Source organism: Amycolatopsis mediterranei, from assembly GCF_026017845.1.
Classification (GTDB): Bacteria; Actinomycetota; Actinomycetes; order Mycobacteriales; family Pseudonocardiaceae; genus Amycolatopsis; species Amycolatopsis mediterranei.
In genome coordinates this window covers 8,063,011-8,086,163 of record NZ_CP100416.1, presented here as the reverse complement: position 1 = coordinate 8,086,163, position 23,153 = coordinate 8,063,011, and the positions used below count along the sequence as shown (strand labels likewise).

19 protein-coding genes are annotated in these 23,153 nt (G+C 72.1%); 9 read left to right on the top strand and 10 right to left on the bottom strand.

Annotated elements, in window-relative coordinates; translation table 11 throughout:
- The first annotated feature begins 38 nt into the window (after positions 1-38).
- The 5 genes from ISP_RS36215 to ISP_RS36195 all read left to right on the top strand — a co-directional run bounded on the left by ISP_RS36215 (position 39) and on the right by ISP_RS36195 (position 5,371).
- Positions 39-1,979, top strand: a complete 1,941-nt coding sequence (locus ISP_RS36215) for a putative cobaltochelatase (RefSeq protein ID WP_013228817.1) — start codon at positions 39-41, stop codon at positions 1,977-1,979.
- On the top strand, positions 1,979-2,593 hold the full coding sequence (gene cobO, locus ISP_RS36210; protein WP_013228816.1) for a cob(I)yrinic acid a,c-diamide adenosyltransferase: 615 nt from the start codon (positions 1,979-1,981) through the stop codon (positions 2,591-2,593). Before ISP_RS36215 ends, cobO begins: the two co-directional genes overlap by 1 nt.
- Positions 2,587-3,924 (top strand): cobyrinate a,c-diamide synthase, encoded by a 1,338-nt coding sequence (locus ISP_RS36205; RefSeq protein WP_013228815.1) that lies wholly within the window; start codon positions 2,587-2,589, stop codon positions 3,922-3,924. The genes cobO and ISP_RS36205 overlap by 7 nt, the downstream gene beginning before the upstream one ends.
- Complete coding sequence (gene cobC / locus ISP_RS36200; RefSeq protein ID WP_013228814.1) at positions 3,917-4,933, top strand: Rv2231c family pyridoxal phosphate-dependent protein CobC; 1,017 nt, start codon at positions 3,917-3,919, stop codon at positions 4,931-4,933. The genes ISP_RS36205 and cobC overlap by 8 nt, the downstream gene beginning before the upstream one ends.
- A gap of 81 nt (positions 4,934-5,014) precedes the next feature.
- Positions 5,015-5,371: a VOC family protein gene (locus ISP_RS36195; RefSeq protein ID WP_013228813.1), complete on the top strand. Its 357-nt coding sequence runs from the start codon at positions 5,015-5,017 to the stop codon at positions 5,369-5,371.
- Here ISP_RS36195 and ISP_RS36190 read toward each other — a convergent pair.
- The 4 genes from ISP_RS36190 to ISP_RS36175 all read right to left on the bottom strand — a co-directional run bounded on the left by ISP_RS36190 (position 5,355) and on the right by ISP_RS36175 (position 8,781).
- A complete protein-coding gene (locus ISP_RS36190; RefSeq protein ID WP_034283939.1) occupies positions 5,355-6,041 on the bottom strand; it encodes a helix-turn-helix transcriptional regulator in 687 nt (228 codons plus the stop codon). The genes ISP_RS36195 and ISP_RS36190 overlap by 17 nt on opposite strands.
- Positions 6,042-6,178: 137 nt before the next feature.
- On the bottom strand, positions 6,179-6,895 hold the full coding sequence (locus ISP_RS36185) for an adenosylcobinamide-GDP ribazoletransferase (protein WP_013228811.1): 717 nt from the start codon (positions 6,893-6,895) through the stop codon (positions 6,179-6,181).
- 217 nt (positions 6,896-7,112) lie between these two features.
- A complete protein-coding gene (cobT, locus tag ISP_RS36180) occupies positions 7,113-8,126 on the bottom strand; it encodes a nicotinate-nucleotide--dimethylbenzimidazole phosphoribosyltransferase (RefSeq protein WP_013228810.1) in 1,014 nt (337 codons plus the stop codon).
- Positions 8,127-8,139: 13 nt separating this feature from the next.
- A complete protein-coding gene (locus ISP_RS36175; RefSeq protein ID WP_013228809.1) occupies positions 8,140-8,781 on the bottom strand; it encodes a bifunctional adenosylcobinamide kinase/adenosylcobinamide-phosphate guanylyltransferase in 642 nt (213 codons plus the stop codon).
- A gap of 36 nt (positions 8,782-8,817) precedes the next feature.
- On the opposite strand from ISP_RS36175, the gene ISP_RS36170 reads away from it, so the two are divergent.
- Both ISP_RS36170 and ISP_RS36165 read left to right on the top strand, forming a co-directional pair.
- Positions 8,818-9,888 carry a cobalamin biosynthesis protein gene (locus tag ISP_RS36170; protein ID WP_071831696.1) on the top strand — a complete coding sequence of 357 codons (1,071 nt, stop codon included), beginning with the start codon at positions 8,818-8,820 and terminating at the stop codon, positions 9,886-9,888.
- Positions 9,885-11,366, top strand: a complete 1,482-nt coding sequence (locus tag ISP_RS36165; RefSeq protein WP_013228807.1) for a cobyric acid synthase — start codon at positions 9,885-9,887, stop codon at positions 11,364-11,366. The genes ISP_RS36170 and ISP_RS36165 overlap by 4 nt, the downstream gene beginning before the upstream one ends.
- Positions 11,367-11,638: 272 nt before the next feature.
- Here the strand turns inward: ISP_RS36165 and ISP_RS36160 are convergent, their stop codons facing one another.
- On the bottom strand, positions 11,639-12,376 hold the full coding sequence (locus ISP_RS36160; RefSeq protein WP_013228806.1) for a CbtA family protein: 738 nt from the start codon (positions 12,374-12,376) through the stop codon (positions 11,639-11,641).
- A gap of 19 nt (positions 12,377-12,395) precedes the next feature.
- On the bottom strand, positions 12,396-12,605 hold the full coding sequence (locus ISP_RS36155) for a CbtB domain-containing protein (RefSeq protein WP_013228805.1): 210 nt from the start codon (positions 12,603-12,605) through the stop codon (positions 12,396-12,398).
- Between the two features lie 196 nt (positions 12,606-12,801).
- Here ISP_RS36155 and ISP_RS36150 point away from each other — a divergent pair, with 196 nt between their 5' ends.
- Complete coding sequence (locus ISP_RS36150; RefSeq protein WP_013228804.1) at positions 12,802-13,698, top strand: ROK family protein; 897 nt, start codon at positions 12,802-12,804, stop codon at positions 13,696-13,698.
- A 52-nt stretch (positions 13,699-13,750) separates the two neighbouring features.
- Here ISP_RS36150 and ISP_RS36145 read toward each other — a convergent pair whose 3' ends face one another.
- Both ISP_RS36145 and ISP_RS36140 read right to left on the bottom strand, forming a co-directional pair.
- Entirely contained in the window at positions 13,751-15,151 is a 1,401-nt protein-coding gene (locus ISP_RS36145) for a Dyp-type peroxidase (protein ID WP_013228803.1), read from the bottom strand.
- Between the two features lie 201 nt (positions 15,152-15,352).
- On the bottom strand, positions 15,353-15,925 hold the full coding sequence (locus tag ISP_RS36140; RefSeq protein WP_013228802.1) for a TetR/AcrR family transcriptional regulator: 573 nt from the start codon (positions 15,923-15,925) through the stop codon (positions 15,353-15,355).
- 83 nt (positions 15,926-16,008) lie between these two features.
- Between ISP_RS36140 and ISP_RS36135 the strand changes: the two genes are divergently transcribed.
- Positions 16,009-16,881 (top strand): SDR family oxidoreductase, encoded by an 873-nt coding sequence (locus ISP_RS36135; protein WP_013228801.1) that lies wholly within the window; start codon positions 16,009-16,011, stop codon positions 16,879-16,881.
- A gap of 57 nt (positions 16,882-16,938) precedes the next feature.
- On the opposite strand, the gene ISP_RS36130 is transcribed toward ISP_RS36135, so the two are convergent.
- Both ISP_RS36130 and gltB read right to left on the bottom strand, forming a co-directional pair.
- Complete coding sequence (locus ISP_RS36130; RefSeq protein WP_013228800.1) at positions 16,939-18,390, bottom strand: glutamate synthase subunit beta; 1,452 nt, start codon at positions 18,388-18,390, stop codon at positions 16,939-16,941.
- Positions 18,383-22,954 carry a glutamate synthase large subunit gene (gene gltB / locus ISP_RS36125; protein WP_013228799.1) on the bottom strand — a complete coding sequence of 1,524 codons (4,572 nt, stop codon included), beginning with the start codon at positions 22,952-22,954 and terminating at the stop codon, positions 18,383-18,385. Before gltB ends, ISP_RS36130 begins: the two co-directional genes overlap by 8 nt.
- Between the last annotated feature and the right edge of the window lie 199 nt (positions 22,955-23,153).

Below are 23,153 nucleotides of genomic sequence, written 5' to 3'. Positions count from 1 at the left end.
TGCGATGATCGGCCGGTCGCCGAGCTGGAGGAGCGCTGTTGAAGCCGTACCCGTTCACCGCCGTAGTCGGGCTGCCGGACCTGCGCCTGGCGCTGGTCCTGTCCTCGATCTCGCCCGCCGTCGGCGGGGTGCTGGTGCGCGGCGAAAAGGGCACGGCGAAGTCGACCATGGTCCGCGCGCTCGCCGGCCTGCTGCCGGGTGTCGACGTCGTCGACGGCTGCCGGTTCTCCTGCGATCCCGCGGCTCCCGACCCGCTCTGCCCGGACGGCCCGCACGACGGCGCGAACAGCCACCGGCGGCCCGCGAAGCTGGTCGAACTCCCGGTCGGCGCCGCCGAAGACCGCGTCATCGGCTCGCTGCACCTCGAACGCGCGCTCGCCGAAGGCGTCACGGACTTCCAGCCCGGCTTGCTGGCCGCCGCGCACCGCGGGCTGCTCTACGTCGACGAGGTCAACCTGCTGCACGACCACCTCGTCGACACGCTCCTGGACGCCGCGGCGATGGGCCGCGCGACCGTGGAACGCGAAGGCGTTTCGGTCTCGCACGCCGCGCGGTTCGTGCTGATCGGCACCATGAACCCCGAAGAGGGCGAGCTCCGGCCGCAGCTGCTGGACCGGTTCGGGCTGACCGTCGAGGTCGCCTCCAGCCGCGATCCGGAGCAGCGCGTCGAGGTCGTCCGCCGTCGCCTGGCCTACGAAGCCGATCCCGACGCCTTCGCCGCGCAGTACGCCGGCGAAGACGCCCGGCTCGCCGCGGACATCGAAGCGGCACAACGGCTTCTGCCCGCGGTCAAGCTCCCCGACGAGGCCCTGCGCCGGATCGCCGAGGTCTGCGCGTCCTTCGAGGTCGACGGCATGCGCGCGGACATCGTCACGGCACGGGCGGCGGTCGCGCACGCGGCCTGGGCCGGCCGCGACGAGGTGACCACCGAGGACGTCCGCGTCGCCGCGCGGCTCGCGCTGCCGCACCGGCGCCGCCGGAACCCGTTCGACGCACCGGGGATCTCGGAAGAGCAGCTGGAGCAGGCGTTGCAGGACGCCGAACCGGACCCGGGGCCCGAGGACGACGGCCCCGGCTCGGGCTCGGCGCCGTCTCAAGACGAAGCCCCGCAGGGCAAGGCACCTCAAGGCGAACCGAAGCAGCAGAATGGCGGTCAGCAGAAGACCGTCGGCGCCGGCGACACGTTCAAGGCACGCGTCTTCCGCGTCAAAGGAATGGGCGAGGGTGAACGCGGACGCCGTTCGCGCGCGATCACCGACAGCGGCCGGACGATCGGCGTCCAGCCCGCGAGCGTCCGCGAAGGCCGGCCGCACCTGGTCGCGACCGTGAAAGCCGCGGCACCGCACCAGAAAGCCCGCGGCCGCACCGGCGCCGGGCTCGAACTGCGTCCGGAAGACCTGCGGTTCGCGCTGCGCGAAGGCCGCGAAGGCAACCTCGTGCTGTTCTGCGTGGACGCGTCCGGTTCGATGGGCGCGAAGGCGCGGATGCGCGAGGTCAAGTCCGCGGTCCTGTCGCTGCTGCTCGACGCCTACCAGCGCCGCGACAAGGTCGGGCTCGTCACGTTCCGCGGCGACGCGGCCGAACTCGCGCTGCCGCCGACGATCAGCGTCGACGCGGCCGCGTCCCGCCTCGAAGGCCTCCCGACCGGCGGCCGGACGCCCCTGGCCGAAGGGCTCCTGGAGGCGGCGCGCGTGCTGCGTGTCGAGGAGATCCGCGACCCCCGGCGCCGTCCGCTGCTGGTCGTCGTCACCGACGGCCGCGCCACCAGCGGTCCCGACGCCGTCGCCCGCGCCAAGGCCGCGGCCGGGCTCCTGGCCGGCGTCACGACGATCCTCATGGACTGCGAGAGCGGCAAGATGCGCCTCGGCCTGGCCGCCGACCTCGCCGCCCACCTCGGCGCGGAACACGTCCCCCTCGCCGACGTCGCCGCCGAATCGCTGGCGGACGCCGTCCGCGCCCGGACCGGAAGGGCCGCCTGATGCCACAGGGCAAACCGGACGCCGTCCCGGACGACGGCCTGACCACACGCCAGCGCCGCAACCGGCCGCTGCTCGCCGTGCACACCGGCGAGATGAAGGGCAAGTCGACGGCCGCGTTCGGAATGGCGCTGCGCGCCTGGAACCAGGGCTGGTCGATCGGCGTGTTCCAGTTCGTCAAGTCGGCGAAGTGGCGCGTCGGCGAGGAAGCCGCGTTCCGCGCGCTGGGCAAGCTGCACGACGACACCGGCCAGGGCGGCCCCGTCGAGTGGCACAAGATGGGCGAGGGCTGGAGCTGGGCGCGCAAGTCCGGCACCGAAGAGGACCACGCTTCGAACGCCCGTGAGGGGTGGGCGGAGATCAAGCGCCGGCTCGCCGCCGAGGCGCACGACTTCTACGTCCTCGACGAGTTCTCCTACCTGCTCAAATGGGGCTGGCTCGACGTCGGCGACGTGGTGTCCACCTTGGTCGCGCGACCCGGCCACCAGCACGTCGTCATCACCGGCCGGTACGCGCCGCCGGAGCTCGTCGAGGCCGCCGACCTGGTCGCCGAGATGACCAAGGTCAAGCACCCGATGGACGCCGGCCAGAAGGGCCAGCGGGGGATCGAGTGGTAGCGCGCGTGGTCGTCGCCGCGCCCGGTTCCGGGCACGGCAAGACCACGATCGCCGCCGGGCTGATGGCGGCGCTGGGCGCGGCCGGGCACCGGGTGTCCGGGCACAAGGTCGGGCCGGACTTCATCGACCCCGGTTACCACGCGCTCGCCACCGGGCGGCCGGCGCGGAACCTGGACCCGTTCCTGCAGGGCGAAGACGCGTTGATCCCGTTGCTGCGCCACGGTTCTCTCGGTGCGGACATTGCGGTCATCGAGGGCGTGATGGGCCTCTTCGACGGCGCTCTCGGGACCGAGGGCTACGCCTCGACCGCGCACGTGGCCCGGCTGCTCGACGCGCCCGTCGTGCTGGTCGTCGACGCCTCGGCCGCCTCCCGCAGCGTCGCCGCGACCGTGCTCGGCTTCGCCCACTACGACAACCGCGTGCGGCTCGCCGGGGTGATCCTCAACAAGCTGGGCTCGCAGCGGCACCTCGACGAGATCGCGTCCGCGCTGGACGCCACCGGCGTCCCGCTGCTGGGGGCGTTGTACCGCAACGAAGAGATCCACGCGCCGAGCCGGCACCTCGGGCTCGTCCCGGCGGCGGAACGGGCCGCGGAAGCTCAGGACGTGCTGCCCGCGCTGGCCGCGTGGGTGCGCGACGGCGTCGACCTCGAAGCGATCGTCCGGATCGCTTCCGGGGCGCCGAGGCTTTCTTCGCCGCCGTGGGAGCCGTCCGGGGTGGACGGTCCACAAGTGACGATCGCCGCCGCCGGCGGCCCGGCGTTCACCTTCCGTTACACCGAGAACATCGAGCTGCTGGCGGCTTGCGGCGTCGAGGTCGTGGACGTCGATCCCTTGCGCGACCAGGCGTTGCCCGACGGGTGCGCCGGACTGTACTTCGGCGGCGGGTTCCCCGAGGTGCACGCGGCCGAGCTGTCGTCGAACACGGCGTTGCGTTCTGCGGTGGCTTCGGCCGTCCGGAGCGGAATGCCGGTGAGCGCGGAATGCGCCGGCCTGCTCTACCTGTGCCAGTCCTTGGACGGCGTGCCGATGGTCGGCGCGGTGCCCGCGGACGCCAAGATGACCGCCCGCGGCAAGCTCGGCTACCGGCGCGCGGTCGCCGTCGAGGACAACCTGCTGGCGACGGCCGGGCAGCGCGTCACCGGGCACGAGTTCCACCGCACCGAAGTGACGCCGTCGCATGGGGCCTCGGCGGCCTGGGGTTGGGACCGGCAGCTGGACGGCTTCGCTTCGCCGACGCTGCACGCGTCCTACCTGCACGTCCACTGGGCGGGGTATCCGGAACTGGCCCAGCGGTTCGCGGCGCGGGTGCGGGCGTATGGCTGTGTCTGATTACGACCTGCACCACCACGGTGATCGCGAGGTTGGGCCGGGGCTGGTCGACCTGGCGGTGAACGTCCGGCTGCCGCGCCCGCCCGCTTGGCTGCGGGACGAACTGGCGTCCGCTTTGGACTCGCTGGCCGCGTATCCGTCCACTGTGGATGCGGTGCAGGCGGTGGCCGGGCGTCACGGCCGTCCCTCCTCGGAAGTGCTGGTCACCGCGGGTGCTGCGGAGGCGTTCACGCTGCTGGCCTCGGCTTTCCGGCCGCGCCACGCGGTAGTCGTGCACCCGCAGTTCACCGAGCCGGAAGCCGCGCTGCGGGCGGCGGGGCACGCGGTCTCGCGGGTGATCCTGACCGAGGCGGACGGGTTCGTCCTCGATCCGGCGCTGGTCCCGGCCGAAGCCGACCTGGTGTTCGTCGGCAATCCGACGAACCCGACGTCGGTCCTGCATCCGGCGCCGGCGCTGCTTTCCTTGGCGCGCCCCGGCCGGCTGCTCGTGGTGGACGAAGCGTTCCTGGACGCGATCCCGGGCGAGGCCGAGAGCCTGGCGTCCGGGTTCCCGGGTGTCGTCGTGCTGCGCAGCCTGACGAAGACCTGGGGCTTGGCCGGCCTGCGGGCGGGTTACGTGCTCGCTTCGGCGGACGTCGTCGAGCGGCTTCGGGCGGTGCAGGTGCCGTGGTCGGTGTCCACGTTGGCCGGCGTGGCGACCGTGGCGTGCTGCCGGCCGTCCGCCGTGGAGGAAGCGGAAAAGCTGGCGATCGCGGCGGAGTCGGACCGCGAGTTTCTGGTCTCCGGCCTGGTGGCGGCGGGCGTGCCGGTGCTGGGCGACCCGCGCGGCCCGTTCGTGCTGGTACGCGTCCCCGACGGCGCTTCCCTGCGCGCGCGCCTGCGTGAAGCGGGCTACGCGGTGCGGCGAGGGGACACGTTCCCTGGCCTCGGCCCGGACCACCTGCGGCTGGCGGTCCGCGACCGCGCGACGACGGACGCGTTCCTGGCGACTTTGCGAGAAGTTTCGTAAACACCGACAGGGGGTTGTCGCCACCGCTGCCGAAACTGGGCGAAGCCGGGAAACACCCGGCGTGGCAGCGGAAGGAACGACATGCCCGGATTCAACGACGTCGCCTGGTTCGAGATCGGCACCGCGGACCCGGCGGCTGCCGAGCGGTTCTACGGTGAGGTGTTCGGCTGGAAGATCGCCCAGGACTCGTCGGCCAGCACCGACCCGGCCTACCGGGTGATCGACACCGGCGGCTCGCGCGGCGGGCTCTCCACCGGAACGGAGGACTACGCGGTCTTCACCGTGCTGGTCGAGGACGTCGACGCCACCTGCCGCCAGGTCGAGAAAGCCGGTGGGCGGGTGCAGCGGCCACCGAGCGTCAACCCGGTGGGCGTGACATTCGCGCATGTGCTCGACCCGGCGGGCAACCACTTCTCGGTGTTCACCCCGCCAAAGTGAGCTGATCGACGTCGCCGTACGGGATGTCGAGGTCCTCGGGCCGCAGCCGGCGAAGCGGCGGCACCTCGGCGGTCACGGAGTAGGAGACGATCCGGTCGGTGCGGAACGCCCGGATCTCCCGGCGCAGCCGGCACCAGGCCACGAGGTACCAGTGCGTGGGCTTGCCGACGTAGCCGAGCGGCTCGATCTCCCGGCGGGTGACGGTGCCTTCGCGGTCGGTGTACCGGATGCGCAGGACGCGGCGGATGCCGAGCACGTGCGGCATCGGCGGAACGGGGCCGCTGCCGAGCAGGTGGACACAGGCGGCGAGGTTCTGCGCCGCGTCTGCGTCCTCCCGCCGCATCGCCGCGACCAGCTTGCGCAGCGCCGAGCGCCCTTCCGCCCGGAAGGGAGTGGCGTCGAGGTGTCTCAGCGCGAGCGCCATGGCGACGGCCTCGGCGGGCGTCAGGTTGACCGGCGGCATCGTGTGCGCCTTGTCGAGGCAGTACCCGCCGGTGCGGCCGGCCTCGGCGTAGATCGGCGTGCCGGACTGCTGCAGGGCGCTGATGTCCCGTTCGACGGTGCGGACGCTGACCTCGAACCGGTCGGCGAGCCACCGCGCACTGCGTGGCCGCGGCGCGACGGCGCGCAGTTCTTCGACGAGGGCGTAGAGACGATCGGTTCGGTTCACGCGGATCACTGTAAGGAGGGGGTATGACAGTTTCGGTCCCTTGCCGGGGTGCTTGACCTCCGTCGCGCCGGAACGGCACTTCGCGACTACCGCGGAATCCGGTCAGCTGAGCGTCGGCGTGCCTTCCGGGCAACGGCCTAGGCTGACAACGCCACCAGCGCGGCCGCAACGGCAGCTTCGACACCGGCACCGAGCACGTCGCCGGTGATGCCGCCGAGCCGTTTGGTGCACCGCCACAGGAGCGCACCGGCGACGCCGTAGGCGAGGCCGACCGCGAGCGGCCCACGCCACCACGGCAGCCCGGGCAGCAGCACCGCGAGCCCGGCGGCGGCCACGCCCACCGCGACCGCGGCGGCGCGGGGCACCGAGCCGGCGACGGTGGCGCCGAGCCCTTCCGGCCGTGCGGACGGAACGCCCCGCGCGCACGCCATGGAGAGCGTGCACCGGCCGACGAGCACGCCCGCGGCCGCCGTGATCGGGTTGGCGGCGGTCAGGGCACCGACCTGGACGAGGAGGACCAGGACGAGGGTGGCCACCCCGGTGGGTCCGGAGTCCCCGCGGCGCATGACGTGGAGGGCCTTGGCGCGGTCGTAGGAGGCACCAAGACCGTCGGCGGTGTCGGCGAGCCCGTCGAGGTGCAACCCCCGGCTGCCGAGCGCGACGGCACCGAGGGCGAGCGCCGCAGTGGCAAGCACGGGCAGCCCGACGGCGGAACCGGCCCAGACGATCCCCCCGGCGGCAGCGGCCAGCGGAAGCGCGGCAAGCGGAGCGAGCACCATGGCCCGCCCGGCAACACGCCGATCGATGACCCGCGGAGCGGGAACCGGCACGGTGGTCAGCGTCCCGACGGCCATCCGCACGGCATCCACCCACCGGCTCACGTCGGCTTGCCCGCAGCCATGTCGGCGAGCGCTGGCTGGTCCGCGGCGTTGCTGGCGGATGCGGAGTTGTCCACAACCATGCCGGCGCCGGCGCAGTTGTCCACAGATCGCCGAGCGGCGGTTGTGCCGGCCGGGGAGCCGATAGACTGGACCTGGGACGCCCCCCGGGGAGTGGCGGGGGCTGCTCTTTTCATGCCAGGTCGGCCAACAGGCCCATTTCGGCCAGAATCGCCCGGGCCGCTCGCAGGGTCGGCACAGCCTGGACAGCGCCGCTGCCTTCGCCCAGCCGCAGGCCGAAGTCCAGGATCGGCTCCAGCCCCAAGGCCTTCAACGCGAACGCCTGCGAAGGTTCCGTCGAACGGTGCCCGGCCAGCCACCACTGCTCCGCCCCCGGCGCGATGTCCCGCGCCACCAGCGCCGCCGCGCCGGAAAAGACCCCGTCCAGCAACACCGGAATTCCCAGCACCGCCGCCTGGACCAGGAAGCCCGCCGTCGCCGCCATGCAGGCACTGCCCAGCGCCGTCAGCCGCTCGAACGGGTCCTCCGTCCGGCCCGCCGTCCGCGTCAAGGCCGCCGCGACCGCCGCCGTCTTGCGCTCCAGGCCCGCCGCGTCGACGCCCGTTCCCGTGCCGACGACCTCCGTCGCCGGCAGGCCGAGGGAGGCCGCCACCAGCGCCGCGCACATCGCCGTGTTGCCGATTCCCATGTCGCCCGGGATCAGGACGTCCGCCTCGCGTTCCTCCAGGGCGATCGCCCGGCCCGCTTCGAACGCCGCCTGGGCTTCGCCCGGCAGCAGCGCGTCCTCGACGTCGATCGAGCCCGAACCGCGGCGGATCTTGTGCGCCGTCACCGACGCCGGCACGTCCGCGCCGTCCCAGTCGACGGCGATGTCCGCGACCCGCACGCGCGCCCCGACCTGGGCGGCCAGCACGTTCACGCCGCTCTTCCCGGCCAGGAACACCCGCACCATCGCCGCGGTCACCTCGCGCGGGTACGCCGAAAGCGCCGACACGCCGTGGTCGCCCGCGAAGACGACCACGCGGACGTCGTCCAGCGGACGCGGCGGCACGGTGCCATGCGCCGCCGCGAGCCAGGCGGCGATCTCCTCCAGCCTGCCCAGCGCGCCGAGCGGCTTGACCAGGCCGTCGAGCCGCTCCAGGGCGGCGGTGCGGGCGGCGGGGTCGGGCACGGGTACGTCGAACACGGGCGCCTCCTGGCTACAGGTCGAGCGCCCGGCCCGCGACGACCAGCACGACCCGGTCGGCGTCGGCGGACACCCGGTTGTTCAGTGCGCCCAGCACATCACGGAACAGCCGTCCGGACGACGTTGCGGGCACCACACCGCTGCCGACCTCGTTGCTCACCGCGACCACCGGCACACGCGCCGCGGCCCACGCGGCCAGGAAGTCCTCGAGCCGGTCGTCCAGGCGGTGCTCCCAGCCCGGCTTCTGCCGCCACGCGCCGACGTCGTCCAGCACCCGGGACAGCCAGGTGCCGAGGCAGTCGATCAGCAGCGGCTCGGTCGCCGCGCGCAGGACGCCGGCCAGGTCGGTGGTCTCGACGGTCTTCCAGTTCGCCGGCCGCCGCGCCTGGTGCGCGGCCACCCGCGCGGCCCATTCGGGGTCGTCTTCGCCCGCGGGCAGGCCGGGCGCGACGTAGACGAGGTGCGGGTGGTGGGCGACGAGCCGCTCGGCGTGCCGTGACTTCCCCGAGCGGACGCCGCCGAGGACCAGCACCTTGTCTTCGTCGCGCCCGTACCGGCGGAGGGCGCGAGCCAGGGTTTCGAGATACCCGGCGAGCCGGTGCGTCAGCCCCGCCGACGGACGTTTCTTCGCGGAGGCGGCATTGGGCACAGTCATACCCGGCATTCTGGTGCACGCGCTACCGTGCGCCACGTGCCACTCCGTCTAGGGACAACCGCGGCCGGACTCGTGACCGGATACGTAACCGACGCTCTGTTCGGTGACCCCCGAACGGGCCATCCGGTCGCCCTGTTCGGGACCGCCGCGGCCCGCCTCGAACACCGTCTGTGGGCTGATTCGAAGCCGCGCGGAGCCGCGTACGCAGCGCTGTGCACCTTCGGCGCCGTGGGCCTCGGCGCCGCGCTTCAGCTGGCGACAAGGCGACGTCCCTTCGCGCGCTTCTTGCTCACCGCCGCGTTCACGTGGGTTGTACTCGGCGGACGCGGCCTCGCCGCCGAAGGCACCGAAATGGCCCGCCTGCTCGAAGCGGGTGAAGTGCCCGAAGCACGTCAACGGCTCTCGCACCTCTGCGCGCGCGACGCGACAGCCCTCGACTCCGCCGAGCTGACCCGCGCGGCCACCGAATCGATCGCCGAGAACACCTCGGACGCCGTGGTCGCGCCCCTGTTCTGGGGAGCCGTCGCCGGGATGCCGGGCCTCCTCGGCTACCGCGCGCTCAACACGCTCGACGCAATGGTCGGATACCGCTCGCCGCGCTACCGCCGCTTCGGCTGGGCCGCGGCGCGCGCCGACGACGTCGTCAACCTGGTGCCGTCGCGGATCGGGGCGGCGCTCACGGCGTTGTGCGCGGGCGGCCGGGCCCGGGAGTCCTGGCGGGTGTGGCGTCGAGACGGCAGCCGGCACCCGAGCCCCAACGCGGGCCAGGTGGAGGCGGCGTTCGCGGGCGCGCTGGACATCCGACTCGGCGGCACGAACAGCTACGGCGGCGAAGTGGAGAGCCGCGCCCGGCTCGGCGAAGGCCGCCACCCGGAGCCGGTGGACCTGCGCCGGGCAGTGCGCTTGTCCCGGCTGGTGGGCCTGGCCGCGGTCGTCATCGCTGCCGGCGCAGCCCCCGCCACTCCCTGGGGGGCGTCCCCTGTCCAGTCTATCGGCTCCCGGTGGGGGCAAAGCCCCGCTCGGCGATCTGTGGACAACTCAGCTGTCGCCGGACTGGCTGTGCACAACTCCGCCGTCGCCGGCCTGGGTGTGGACAACCGGCGATGAGCGGGCTGCTCGTCGCCGGGACGACGTCCGATGCCGGGAAGAGCCTGGTCACCGCCGGGATCTGCCGGTGGCTTGCGCGCCGGGGGGTGCAGGTGGCGCCGTTCAAGGCGCAGAACATGTCGAACAACTCCATGGTCTGCGCCGACGGTGCCGAGATCGGCCGCGCCCAGTGGGTGCAGGCGCGGGCCGCCGGGGTGGAACCCGAAGCGGCGATGAACCCCGTGCTGCTCAAGCCGGGCAGTGACCGGCGCAGCCACGTCGTCGCGCTCGGGAAGCCGTTCGGCACCCTCGAAGCGGGGGAGTACGCCACCGGCCGGGCCGGGCTGGCCGAGATCGCCTTCGGTGCGTTCGAGGACCTCAGCGCGCGCTTCGACGTCGTCGTCTGCGAAGGCGCCGGTAGTCCGGCGGAGATCAACCTGCGTGGCGGCGACTACGTCAACATGGGGCTCGCGCGGCGGTTCGGGCTGCCGGTGCTGGTCGTCGGCGACATCGACCGCGGCGGTGTGCTCGCGGCGATGTTCGGCACCCTTGCGCTGCTGTCGGCCGAGGACCAGGCCCTGGTCGCCGGCTGGGTGGTCAACAAGTTCCGCGGCGACGTCGGCCTGCTGCGGCCGGGCCTGGACAGCCTCGAGAATGTCACCGGACGGCCGGTACTGGGCGTGCTGCCCTGGCTGGACCGGGTGTGGATCGACTCGGAGGACGCTCTCGCCGTGGCGGGCTGGCGCCGCGAAACGCCCGGTGGCCGCCTCGGTGTGGCGGTCGTCCGGTTCCCGCGCACGTCCAACGCCACCGACGTCGACGCCCTCGCCGCCGAGCCCGGGGTCACGGTGACGCTCACCGCCGACCCCGACGTCGTCGCGGCGGCGGACGTCGTCGTGCTGCCCGGGTCGCGCGCCACCGTGGCCGACCTGGCCTGGCTGCGGGAGCGCGGCCTCGACACGGCGGTGACGGCCCGGGCCGCGGCGGGCCGGCCGGTCCTCGGCATCTGCGGTGGCTACCAGATGCTCACCGAGTCCATTGTGGACGAGTTCGAATCCGGCGCGGGGGAGGTGGCGGGTCTCGGCCTGCTGCCCGGGCGGGTGACGTTCGCCGCGGAAAAGGTGCTCGCCCGGCCGGCCGGGACGTGGCGCGGGCATCCGGTGGACGCCTACGAAATCCACCACGGCTCGGTGATCGCCACGACCTCGGCGGAGTCCTTTCTGGACGGTCGGCGGGCGGGAGCGGTCTGGGGCACGATGTGGCACGGCGCGTTCGAGAACGACGCCTTTCGCCGCGCGTGGCTGACCGAAGCGGCCGCGCAGGCGGGAACCGGGTGGACGCCGGCGCCGGACGCGCCCGGCTTCGGAGACCTGCGCGAGGAAATGCTGGACAAGCTCGCGGACGCGGTCGACGAACACCTGGACACGGAGCTGCTGCGGACGCTGCTGGACCGCGGAGCGCCGCCGGACCTGCCGTTCGTGCCGCCGGGCGCGCCTTAGCGCGGCCGAAGCCCGAGTGTGGTCGGCCGGAGCTATGCCCGCCGGAGGTTGCCGACCAGAGCCTTGCCGACCAAGGCCTCGCCGCGCGGCGAGGTTGCCCAGGGCGCGCCCCGCCGTGATGCCGCCGATGGCCGGTCCGCGGCCGCGGTCGTCGGTCCGGTGGCTGCGGACCGGCTCGGCGATGCCGAAGCCCACCCGCGGCGCCGCCGTGATCCTGCAAGACCCACCCGGATCGACGGACGGGACCGCGAACCGGCCAAAACTCGGCCCGGTCAGGCGGTGATCGTGGTCCGGCGGTTCAGCGCCTTCTCCGCAAACGCGCCGAACGTCAAGCCCAACGCCAGCCACAGCGTCACCTGGGTGCCGACCGAGGCCGTCCGGAAGCTCCACAGCGTCGAGGCCGGGAAGGTGGCCGGGACCTCGTCGACCACCGGCATCAGCCAGGCCACGACGCCGATCACGGCGAGGTAGCCCGCCGCCGCGAGGAGGAAGCCGTTCCAAGCGCCCAAGCGGTCCGCCAGCTTGCGGCCGAACACCGTCGCGAAGATGCCGGCCAGCAGGGAGACCGCGACGAAGCCGAAGTACAGCTCGGTCCGCGCGCCGATCGTGCCCGGCTGGCCCACCGCGGGCGGGTTGGCCGGGTACTTCAGGAACGGGACCAGGAACACCACGGTGAACGCGCCCGCCGTGAGCAGCAGCGCCGTCAGCCGGGGGCGCAGCGAACCGAGCCTTCCCTGGGCGAACGCGAAGGCCAGTGACAGCAGGCCGCCGATCGCGACGCCGTAGACCAGCACGCCCGCCAGCAGCCCGAGCGTGCTCTGGATGTCGCGGGGGACGAGCTCTTCCGCAGAAGGAGCGGAAGCGTCGTGGGAGTGCGCGTGACCGCCGGACTCCTCGAGCCCGATGGCGGCGTTCACCGACGGCTCACCGAAGGTGTAGGCGAACCCGAACGCGAGCACACCGGCGATCAGGCCCGCGAGCATGCCGCGGACCAGCAGGGTTTTCATCATGGGAGTGCGTGCCCGCCGATCAGTGGCAGGGGAAGGCCAGCAGGTGCCGGCCGTCGTGCACGAACTCGTGCACGTAGGAGTTCGCGAACACCGCGGTGGCGCCCTGCTCGGCGCTCACGAAGTACAACGCGATCAGGGCGAGGAGCACCACGAACACCGCCCACGGCACGATCTCACGGATCGGGATGCGGATCGGGAGCGGAACGGCGGGAGCTGCCGTCTGGGTCATGGGGTGGCCTCCTCGGGCTTTCGCGGCCTCATCGGGGTCTGCACGAAGGGATCCGGGTCTGGCTTCCCCCTCGTCGGGGGTCACAGTGGCGCGACCGCGCGGACTTGCACCGCGTTCCGGAATCTCCTCGTCTGGCCGGTTGAGCGTAGGTCCGCCGTTTGGGCTGCGTCAATGTGACAATGCCGCGGTGACTCGAATGGTGGCCGCCCTCGATGTGGGCGGAACGACGATCAAGGCCGCGTTGCTCGACGAGCAGCTGCAGCCCAAGGCGGCATTGCGCGCGGAGACGGCCCGCAGCGCGGACGGGACGGCGCTGGCCGCGCAGACCGCGGACATCGTGGCCGCGCTGGCCGAGCAGGCGGGCACCGGGCAACCCGCGGCGGTGGGGGTGGTGGTGCCGGGGATCGTCGACGAGCAGACCCGCGTCTGCCACTTCTCGGCCAACCTCGACTGGCGTGAAGTCCCCTTCGGCGAGCTCCTGGAAGACCGGATCGGGCTGCCGGTCGCCTTCGGGCACGACGTCACCGCGGGCGGCATCGCCGAGTTCCGGGTGGGCGCCGGGCGCGGCGCGACGAACGCGGCGTTCATCCCGGTCGGCACCGGGATCGCCGCCGCGCTGCTGCTCGACGGCCGGATCCACCGCGCGCACGGGCAGGCCGGCGAGGTCGGGCACATCGACGTCGGCCACGCCGGCAAGTGCGGCTGCGGCGCGACCGGCTGCCTGGAGGCGATCTCGTCGGCGGCCGCGATCGCCCGCCGCTACACCGAGCGCACCGGCCGCCCGGCCGACGGCGCCCGCGAGGTCGTGGAGCTGGCTCGCCGCGGGGACGAGGTCGCGGTCGCCGTGGTCCAGGACGCGCTCGACGGGCTCGGCCACGGGATCCGGACGCTGCTGACGCTGCTCGGCCCGGAGGTGATCATCCTGGGCGGCGGCCTGTTCACCGCGGCCGACTACGTGCTGGAGCCGGTGCGCGAATGGCTGGCCGCGCACCTGACGTTCCAGACGATGCCGGAGCTGCGGATCGCCGAGCTGGGCGACGAAGCCGGGCGGCTCGGCGCCGGGCTGCTGGCGTTCGACCAGCTCGACGCCTGAGCCCTCCGAAGGCCACCACCGGGCGAACCCGGTGGTGGCCTTCGCCCCCAGCTCAGAGTGACCGCAGGAAGGCCAGCGACGGCATGAAGAAGTACTCGCCGCCCCGCAGCGTCACCGCCTGCGGCACCGGGCCGGCCGTCCGCTGCGCCGAGCCGCCCCAGTCCACGGTGTACTCCGACGACCCGCGCTCGCCCTGGCCGATCACCGGGTCCAGCCCCGGCGTGACGCCGTCGACGATCGGGAAGCCCGGGTTGTCCGCCCAGACCGCCTGGGTGAACTCGAACTGGTTGTCCAGTCGTGAGTTGAAGGCCATGAACAGCAGCCCGACGCCGCCGCTCGGCCGCGCCGCGGGCGGCACGTCGGCGTTCGGGTCGTCCGGGCGCTCACCGTACGTGACGCCCCGGCGGGCCATCAGGTGGCGCCTCTCGGCGGCCGGGTCTTCGGCGCCGCCGGAGCCGCGCGGGTTCGTCTTGCGGATGTGCGCCTGGACCGGGCACTTCAGCGCGGCGCGGTCGCTGTCGTAGGTGAAGTTGTTCGACACCGGGCTTTCCGCGCCGTCTTCCCGCTGCGTGGTCAGCGGCGTGCCGTCCTCGAAGCGGCCGATGATCATCGCGCCGGCCCGCTCGCGGTCTTCGCCGGTCAGGCCGAGGGTGTCGGCCAGATCCGCTTCGGCCTGCTTGAACCGCCGGACGTTCTGTTCCAATTTGCGGAATACGAAATAGCTGCCGAAATGCACGCCGGGATCCGGCGCCGCGGTGTCGGGAACCAGCACCTGCTCGAGCGGCGCCGCCGGATTCCACACGTTGATGCCGTCGGTGTTGTTCTTCTCCGCGTCGACGTCTTCGGTCAGGAACAGCGGCTGGCTGCGGCCGTCGACGTACCCGAAGTGCTCGATACCCTCGCCGCGCGCGTTGACGCGGCCGAGGCCGGTTTCCTCCGCGAGGACGGTGGCCGAATCCGGCAGCAGGCCGAGGATTTCGTTGCGGCGGGCGGTCATTGTTTTGTCGGTGGCGTCCCCGACGAGCACGACGGCGTGGATTTCGCCGCGGTAGCCCGGATCGAACGTCGAACGCGGCGGGTCGTTCAGCCTCCGCCGCGTGTCCGGTGTCGTCATCCCGCGCAGGAACGCCTCGTCCTGCGGCATGTTTCCGTCGACGCCGAGAGCGCGGTAGCCGGCCGCGGTGAGCCCGACGCCGACGTACGGCGTTCCCGCGCCGGTCGCGGCCTTGAACGCGCTCACCTCGTCGAGGTGTGCCTTGGCGGACTTCATCTTCCCGGTGACCGAGACGAGGAAAGCGCGCGCCTCCGCCGCGTCGCCGAAGGCGAGGAACAGGGCGGACAAGTGGTCGCGGACGTGGGCCTTGAGGATGTTCGGCTGCAGTTCGCCGAGCATCGTCGCGGCATCGCCGGTCGCCGTGGCCCAGGACAGCGTGGCGGACAGATCGACACTCATTTCGGGTCCCCTCCCGTGTGAAAAAGCCCGCCTCCCGGCGGGCACCCGGCCGGCCGAATCCCCCCACGGCCGACCGGGTCCCCTGAATACAGAGTGCAGTGCCGCAGGCGGCCGATGCCACCCGATTGCGGGTTTCACACGAAAGATTAAGTTGAGCGTGTAATAGTTTCGGGCCGGAAATAAAGGCCCGCGGAAAGAGGGTCAGCCGAGCGTGGTGGTCGCCGCCACGAGCTCGTCCAGCGCCTCGCGGACCAGTTCGGTGAACGCCCGCTCGCTGCCCGGCGCGATCCAGCGGGCGAAGCCCGTCGTGAACGCCAGGCCGCCGATTTCGGCGGCGAGGCCGGCCGTCGGGTCCGGCACTCCTCGCGCGCGCAGGGCGTCGGCCATCGCGGCCCGCAACGTCGCGAGCTTCAGCAGTTCGCGCTCGTGCAAGTCACGGTGGCCGGCGACCACCGCCTTGACCTGGCGCGCCCGCTCCCGGCGCTGCGGCCCGAACGGGGCCGTGGCGGCCGTCAGTGCCGCCGCGATCGCCTCCATCGGGGTCGCCGAGGCCGGGGCGTCCGCGATCGCCTCGGCGAAGATCCGGCTCAACAGCTCCTGGCCCGCGAAGAGCACTTCGCGCTTGTCGCTGAAGTGACGGAAGAACGTCCGCTTGGTCAGCCCGGCCCGCTCGGTGATTTCGGCGACCGTCACGCTGTCGTAGCCCCGCTCGCCGAACAGGTCGAGCGCGGCGTCGAGCAATCGCTCGCGCGTGTTCGGCTCCCAGCGGCTCATGGCCCCCAGCTTAGGCGATGACACCCGGTGTCATTGCGGTGCTATGGTGATGGCACCAGGTGTCATCACAAAGGGAGAACCTCATGCGTGTGTTCATCACCGGCGCGTCCGGCTGGATCGGCCGGGCCCTCGTCCCCGAACTCCTCGACGCGGGCCACGAAGTCCTCGGGCTGGCGAGATCGGACGAGGCGGCCGGCACCGTCGCCGCGATGGGCGCCGACGTCCTCCGCGGCGACCTCACCGACCTCGAAGTCCTGGAAAAGGGCGCGGACAGCGCCGACGGGGTCGTCCACCTCGCCTTCGGCCACGACTTCAGCCGGATGGACGCCGCGATCCGGACCGACGCGGCCGCGGTCGGCGCCATGAGCGCGGTGCTGGCCGGCAAGCCCTTCGTCGCCGCTTCGGGGACGCCGATGGTGCCCGGCCGCGCGTCGACCGAGCAGGATGATTCCGTCTTCGCGGGGCCGGTGGCCGGCCGGGGGGACATCGCCAGGGCCGTCCTCGCGACGGCGGAACACGGCGTCCGCGCGTCCCTGGTCCGGTTGCCGCGTTCGGTGCACGGCGAAGGTGATGCCCACGGCCTCATCGCCCGGCTGGTCGCCCTCGGGCGCGAGAAGGGCATCGCGGCGTACGTCGGCGACGGGACGCAGCGCTGGCCCGCCGTCCACGTCCTGGACGCGGCCCACCTGTTCCGGCTGGCGCTGGAGCAGGCCCCGGCAAAGACCGTGCTGCACGCGGTCGGCGACGAAGGCGTGCGGATCCGAGACGTCGCCGAGGTGGTCGGCCGCCGCTACAAGCTGCCGGTCGCTTCGGTAACCGCCGAAGAGCTCGGCTTCCTCGGCGCGATCCTGGCGCTCGACCAGCCGGCGTCGGCGGAAACAACCCGGGAGCTGCTCGGCTGGCGGCCCACGCAACCCGGGCTGCTGGCCGACCTCGAGCAGGGGTACTACGGCTGAGCAGTGGGACAGCGCCGGCGGAGGTGGCGACGATGACACCTCCGCCGGCGCCGGGTCTTACGCGATCGGCCGGTCCGTCGGCGCGATCGGGCGGGGCAGGACGTCGCGGCCGGTCAGGTAGGCGTCGACGCCGGCCGCGGCGCTGCGGCCCTCCGCGATCGCCCAGACGATCAGGGACTGGCCGCGGCCCATGTCGCCGGCCACGAACACGTTGTCCAAGCTCGTCTTGAACGCCTTGTCGCGCGCCACGTTGCCGCGCGCGTCCAGTTCGACGCCCAGGTCCTCGATGAGGCCCTTCTTCTGCGGCCCGAGGAAGCCCATCGCCAGCAGGACCAGCTGCGCCGGCAGCTCGCGTTCCGAACCGGGCACCGGGACGAACTTGCCGCCCTCGTTGCGCACCTCGACCAGCTTCAGCGCGCGCACGCGGCCGTCGGCGTCACCCAGGAACTCCTGCGTGTTCACCGCGTAGAGCCGCTCGCCGCCTTCTTCGTGCGCCGAGGACACCCGGTAGATCATCGGGTACGTCGGCCACGGGTGCGCGTCCGATCGCGCCTCGGGCGGCTTGGGCATGATCTCCAGCTGCGTCACCGAACGCGCGCCCTGGCGGTGCGATGTCCCGACGCAGTCCGCGCCCGTGTCGCCGCCACCGATGACCACGACGTCCAGGCCCGCGGCGTCGAAGGGAGACGACTCGAGATCCCCCGAAGCGACCCGGTTGGCCGGCGGGAGGAACTCCATCGCCTGGTGGATGCCGGCCAGTTCCCGGCCGGGGATCGGCAGGTCGCGCCAGTCGGTCGCGCCACCGGCCAGCACCACGGCGTCGTAGGACGACCGGAGCTCGGCGGCGGAGATGTCCACACCGACGTTCACCGACGTCCGGAACTCCGTCCCCTCGGCGCGCATCTGGTCGAGCCGCCGGTCGAGGCGCGACTTCTCCATCTTGAACTCGGGGATGCCGTAGCGCAGCAGCCCGCCGATCTTGTCGGCCCGCTCGAGGACCACGACGCTGTGGCCCGCGCGCGTCAGCTGCTGCGCCGCGGCAAGACCCGACGGCCCGGACCCGACGACCGCGACCTTCTTGCCTGTGAGGGCAATGGGCAGCTGCGGTGTCACCCAGCCCTCGTCGAAGGCCCGGTCGATGATCGAGATCTCGACCCGCTTGATCGTCACCGGGTCGTCGTTGATCCCGAGCACGCACGCGGTTTCGCAGGGTGCCGGGCACAACGTCCCGGTGAACTCCGGGAAGTTGTTCGTCGCGTGCAGCCGTTCGATGGCCTGCTGCCAGTCCTCGCGCCAGGTCAGCGTGTTCCACTCGGGGATGAGGTTCCCCAGCGGGCAGCCCTGGTGGCAGAACGGGATGCCGCAGTCCATGCACCGGCCGGCCTGCTTCTGCAGCTTCGTCGTGGCGAAGTCTTCGTAGACCTCTCGCCAGTCCATCAGCCGCAGGTCGACCGGACGCCGCTTCGGCTCTTCGCGGGTGGTGGTCAGAAAGCCCTTGGGGTCAGCCATGTGCGGCCTCCATGATCGCCTCGTTCACGTCGCGCCCGTCGCGCTCGGCCTGCACCTGGGCGGCGAGCACGCGCTTGTAGTCCTTCGGCATGACCTTCCCGAAGCGGTCGACGCCCGCGTCCCAGTCGGCCAGCAGTTCCCGCGCGACCGCGGATTCTGTTTCGTTGTAGTGCTTTTCCAGCGTTTCGCGCAGGAAGTCCGCGTCCTCGGAGTCGAGCGGGTCGAGGTCGACCATCTCCGGGTTGACGCGGTGCGCGGGCAGGTCCAGCACGTAGGCGATGCCGCCGGACATGCCGGCCGCGAAGTTGCGCCCGATCGGGCCGAGCACGACCATCCGGCCGCCGGTCATGTACTCGCCGCCGTGGTCGCCGACGCCTTCGACGACGGCCAGCGCGCCCGAGTTGCGCACGCAGAACCGCTCGCCGACCTTGCCGCGGATGAAGATCTCGCCGCTGGTCGCGCCGTAGCCGATGACGTTGCCGGCGATGATCTGCTCTTCGGCGGTGTACTGCGCTTCCCGCGGCGGCCGCACGATCAGCCGTCCGCCGGAGAGGCCCTTGCCGACGTAGTCGTTGCCGTCGCCGTAGAGCCGCAGCGTGATGCCCTTCGGCACGAACGCGCCGAACGACTGGCCTGCCGTCCCGGTGAAGGTGACGTCGATGGTGTCGTCCGGCAGCCCTTCGCCGCCCCACCGCTTGGTCAGCTCCGAGCCGAGCATGGTGCCGACGGTCCGGTTCACGTTGCGGACGGGCAGTTCCAGCCGCACCTTGTCGCCGGAGTTCAACGCACCCTCGGCCAGCTGGATCAGCGTGTTGTCCAAGGCCTTCTCGAGGCCGTGGTCCTGCTTCGTCTGCTGCAGGCGCAGCCCGGCCGGGGCCACGTCGGGCACGTGGAAGATCGGCGACAGGTCGAGCCCGGCCGCCTTCCAGTGCTCGACCGCCTTGCGCTTGTCGAGGAACTCGGCGTGCCCGACGGCCTCGGCGATCGACCGGAAACCCAGCTCCGCCAGGTACTCCCGGACTTCCTGGGCGATGAACTCGAAGAAGTTGACGACGTACTCGGCCTTGCCGCTGAACTTCTCGCGCAGCTTCGGGTTCTGCGTCGCGACACCCACCGGGCAGGTGTCGAGGTGGCAGACGCGCATCATGATGCAGCCCGACACCACCAGCGGCGCGGTCGCGAAGCCGAACTCCTCGGCGCCGAGCAGCGCCGCGATGATCACGTCGCGGCCGGTCTTGAGCTGGCCGTCGGTCTGCACGACGATCCGGTCGCGCAGCCGGTTGGCCAGCAGCGTCTGCTGCGTCTCGGCCAGGCCGAGCTCCCACGGGCCGCCGGCGTGCTTGATGGACGACAGCGGCGAAGCGCCGGTCCCGCCGTCGTGGCCCGAGATGAGCACGACGTCCGCGTGCGCCTTGGACACACCCGCGGCGACCGTCCCGACGCCGACCTCGGACACGAGCTTCACGTGGATGCGCGCGTTCGGGTTGGCGTTCTTCAGGTCGTGGATCAGCTGGGCGAGGTCTTCGATCGAGTAGATGTCGTGGTGCGGCGGCGGCGAAATCAGGCCGACGCCCGGCGTCGAGAACCGCGTCTTCGCGATCCACGGGTACACCTTCGCGCCGGGCAGCTGCCCGCCCTCGCCGGGCTTCGCGCCCTGCGCCATCTTGATCTGGATGTCGTCGGCGTTGACGAGGTACTCGCTCGTGACGCCGAACCGGCCGGACGCGACCTGCTTCACGGCGCTACGCCGCTCCGGGTCGTACAGCCGCTCCGCATCTTCGCCGCCTTCGCCGGTGTTGGACTTCCCGCCGAGGCGGTTCATCGCGATGGCGAGGGTCTGGTGCATCTCCATCGAGATCGAGCCGTAGGAGATGGCGCCGGTGGCGAACCGCTTGACGATCTCCGAAACCGGTTCGACCTCGTCGATCGGCACCGGCGCCCGCTTGCCGTACTTGAAGTCGAACAGCCCGCGCAGCGTCAGCAGCTTCTCGGCCTGGTCGTCGACGGCCTTCGTGTACTCCTTGAAGACGTCGTACTTCCCGGCCCGCGTGGAGTGCTGGAGCTTGAACACCGTCTGCGGGTTGAACAGGTGCGGCTCGCCCTCGCGGCGCCACTGGTAGTCCGCGCCCGTTTCGAGCTCGCGGTGGGCGGCCCGGACGCCGTCGGCCGGGAAGGCGTACTTGTGCCGCTTCGCGACCTCGTCGGCGAGCGTCTCGAAGCCGACGCCGCCGAGGCGGGACGTCGTGCCGGTGAAGCAGTTCTCGATGACCTCTTCGCCGAGCCCGATCGCCTCGAAGATCTGCGCGCCGGTGTAGGACGCGACGGTCGAAACGCCCATCTTCGACATCGTCTTGCGGACGCCCTTGCCGAGCGCCTTGATCAGGTTCTGCGTCGCCTGCTTCGGCGTCACGCCCGGGATCAGGCCCTGGTGGGCCATCTCCTCGACGGTGGCCATCGCCAGGTACGGGTTCACCGCGGCGACGCCGTAGCCGATGAGCAGCGCGATGTGGTGCACCTCGCGCGCGTCGCCGGCCTCGACGATGAGGCCGACCTGCGTGCGCGTCTTCTCGCGGACGAGGTGGTGGTGCACCGCGCCGGTCAGCAGCAGCGAGGGGATCGGCGCGTGGTGCTCGTCGACCCCGCGGTCGGACAGCACGATCAGCCGGGCGCCGTCCTCGATCGCCTCGGACACCTCGGCGCGGATCTCGTCCAGCCGCTTGATCAGCGCCTCGCCGCCGCCGTGCACGTTGTACCGGCCGAGCACGGTGACCGCCTGGAACTCCGGCAGGTCGCCGTCGTCGTTGACGTGCACCAGCTTGGCGAGCTGGTCGTTGTCGAGCACCGGGAACGGCAGCGCGATCCGGCGGCAGCTCGCGGCGTCGCCGAGCAGGAGGTTCGGCTCGGCGCCGATCTGGGTGCCGAGCGCGGTGACGAGCTCCTCGCGGATGGCGTCCAGCGGCGGGTTCGTCACCTGGGCGAACAGCTGGATGAAGTAGTCGAAGATCAGCCGCGGGCGGCTCGAGAGCGTCGCGAGCGGCGAGTCGTTGCCCATCGAGCCGATCGGCTCCGCGCCGGTGCGGGCCATCGGCTCGAGGATGGCCTCGAGCTCTTCCTCGGTGTAGCCGAACGCCTGCTGGCGGCGGACGAGCGCGGCGTGCAGCGGGACCTCGCGGTCGCGCTCCGGCAGGTCCTCCAGCTGGAGCAGCCCGGCCTCGACCCACTCGTCGTACGGGTGGGCGGTGGCCAGTTCGGTTTTGACCTCTTCGTCCTCGATGATCCGGCCTTCGACGGTGTCCACGAGGAACATCCGGCCGGGCTCGAGGCGTCCCTTCCGGACGATCGTCGCCGGGTCGATGTCGAGCACGCCGACCTCGGAGGCGAGCACGACGAGGCCGTCGTCGGTCACCCAGTACCGGCCGGGGCGCAGGCCGTTGCGGTCGAGGACCGCCCCGATCTGCGAACCGTCGGTGAAGGCGACCAGCGCCGGGCCGTCCCACGGCTCCATCAGCGTCGAGTGGAACTCGTAGAAGGCGCGTCGCGCCGGGTCCATCTCCTGGTGGTTCTCCCAGGCCTCCGGGATCATCATCAGGACGGCGTGGGGCAGCGAGCGGCCGCCGAGGTGCAGCAGCTCCAGGACCTCGTCGAAGCTCGCCGAGTCGCTGGCGCCGCGGGTGATCACCGGGTAGACGCGCTTGAGGTCGCCCGGGATCAGGTCGGTCTCCAGCAGCGCCTCGCGGGCGTCCATCCAGTTGCGGTTGCCGCGCAGCGTGTTGATCTCGCCGTTGTGCGCCACGTACCGGTACGGGTGGGCCAGCGGCCACGACGGGAAGGTGTTGGTGGAGAAGCGGGAGTGCACCAGCCCGATGGCGCTGGTGACGCGCTCGTCGGTCAGGTCGGCGAAGAACCGCTCGACCTGGGGCTCGGTGAGCATTCCTTTGTAGACGATCGTCCGCGAGGAGAGCGACGGGAAGTACACGTCGTCGTCGACGAGCTCGTGCTCCACGCGCTTGCGGACGCAGAACGCGCTGCGCTCGATGTGCAGCGGGTCCGAGTGCTCCGGCTTCGGGCGGCGCGCGGTGAGGAACAGCTGCGTGAAGTGCGGCATGGTCTCGGCCGCGGTCGGCCCGCAGTGCTCGGTGTGCACCGGCAGCTCGCGCCAGCCGAGGACGCGCATGTCCTCCTCGGCGGCGATGCGCTCGATGGTCGTCATGGCCCGGCCGCGGCGCTTTTCGTCCTGCGGCAGGAAAGCCGTGCCGACGGCGTAGGTGCCCGGCTCGGGGAGCTCGAAGTCCACGACCTCGCGGTAGAACTCGTCCGGGATCTGGATCAGGAGCCCGGCGCCGTCGCCGGTGTCCGGTTCGGCGCCACGAGCCCCGCGGTGTTCCAGATTGCGCAACGCAACCAAAGCCTTGGCGACGATCGCATGATCTCGGCGCCCGGTCAGGTCGGCGACGAAGGCGACACCGCAGGCGTCGTGTTCGTAGTCGCTCCGGTAGAGGCCCGCGGCCTCGGCGTTGCTGAGCTGCTCCCCGGACGGGGGCAGGGAACTGGCACGGTGGGTCACGGCTGGCCGCCTCCCAAGGCGTTGGCGCGGCCGGTACTCACCTCATCGAGTGGTTCGAGCTGAACCGGTTAACGAAGTGGTCCGGGATCGCGATGGTCAGTCGAGAACAGTGGCTGTTGTCGGCGTTGGTGTGTGCACGTGCAAGATGCCGCGAGGCACCGGCCGGGCGTCGCTGCTGGCCTGGTGACGCCGGAAACCG

Coding starts and splice junctions, on each gene's coding strand:
- ISP_RS36185 (WP_013228811.1), bottom strand. CDS start 6,895: ATGGCCGTCGGGACGCTGACCACCGTGCCGGTTCCCGCTCCGCGGGTC.
- cobO (WP_013228816.1), top strand. CDS start 1,979: ATGCCACAGGGCAAACCGGACGCCGTCCCGGACGACGGCCTGACCACA.
- ISP_RS36195 (WP_013228813.1), top strand. CDS start 5,015: ATGCCCGGATTCAACGACGTCGCCTGGTTCGAGATCGGCACCGCGGAC.
- ISP_RS36130 (WP_013228800.1), bottom strand. CDS start 18,390: ATGGCTGACCCCAAGGGCTTTCTGACCACCACCCGCGAAGAGCCGAAG.
- ISP_RS36145 (WP_013228803.1), bottom strand. CDS start 15,151: ATGAGTGTCGATCTGTCCGCCACGCTGTCCTGGGCCACGGCGACCGGC.
- ISP_RS36175 (WP_013228809.1), bottom strand. CDS start 8,781: ATGACTGTGCCCAATGCCGCCTCCGCGAAGAAACGTCCGTCGGCGGGG.
- ISP_RS36135 (WP_013228801.1), top strand. CDS start 16,009: ATGCGTGTGTTCATCACCGGCGCGTCCGGCTGGATCGGCCGGGCCCTC.
- ISP_RS36155 (WP_013228805.1), bottom strand. CDS start 12,605: ATGACCCAGACGGCAGCTCCCGCCGTTCCGCTCCCGATCCGCATCCCG.
- ISP_RS36165 (WP_013228807.1), top strand. CDS start 9,885: ATGAGCGGGCTGCTCGTCGCCGGGACGACGTCCGATGCCGGGAAGAGC.
- ISP_RS36140 (WP_013228802.1), bottom strand. CDS start 15,925: ATGAGCCGCTGGGAGCCGAACACGCGCGAGCGATTGCTCGACGCCGCG.
- ISP_RS36160 (WP_013228806.1), bottom strand. CDS start 12,376: ATGATGAAAACCCTGCTGGTCCGCGGCATGCTCGCGGGCCTGATCGCC.
- ISP_RS36150 (WP_013228804.1), top strand. CDS start 12,802: ATGGTGGCCGCCCTCGATGTGGGCGGAACGACGATCAAGGCCGCGTTG.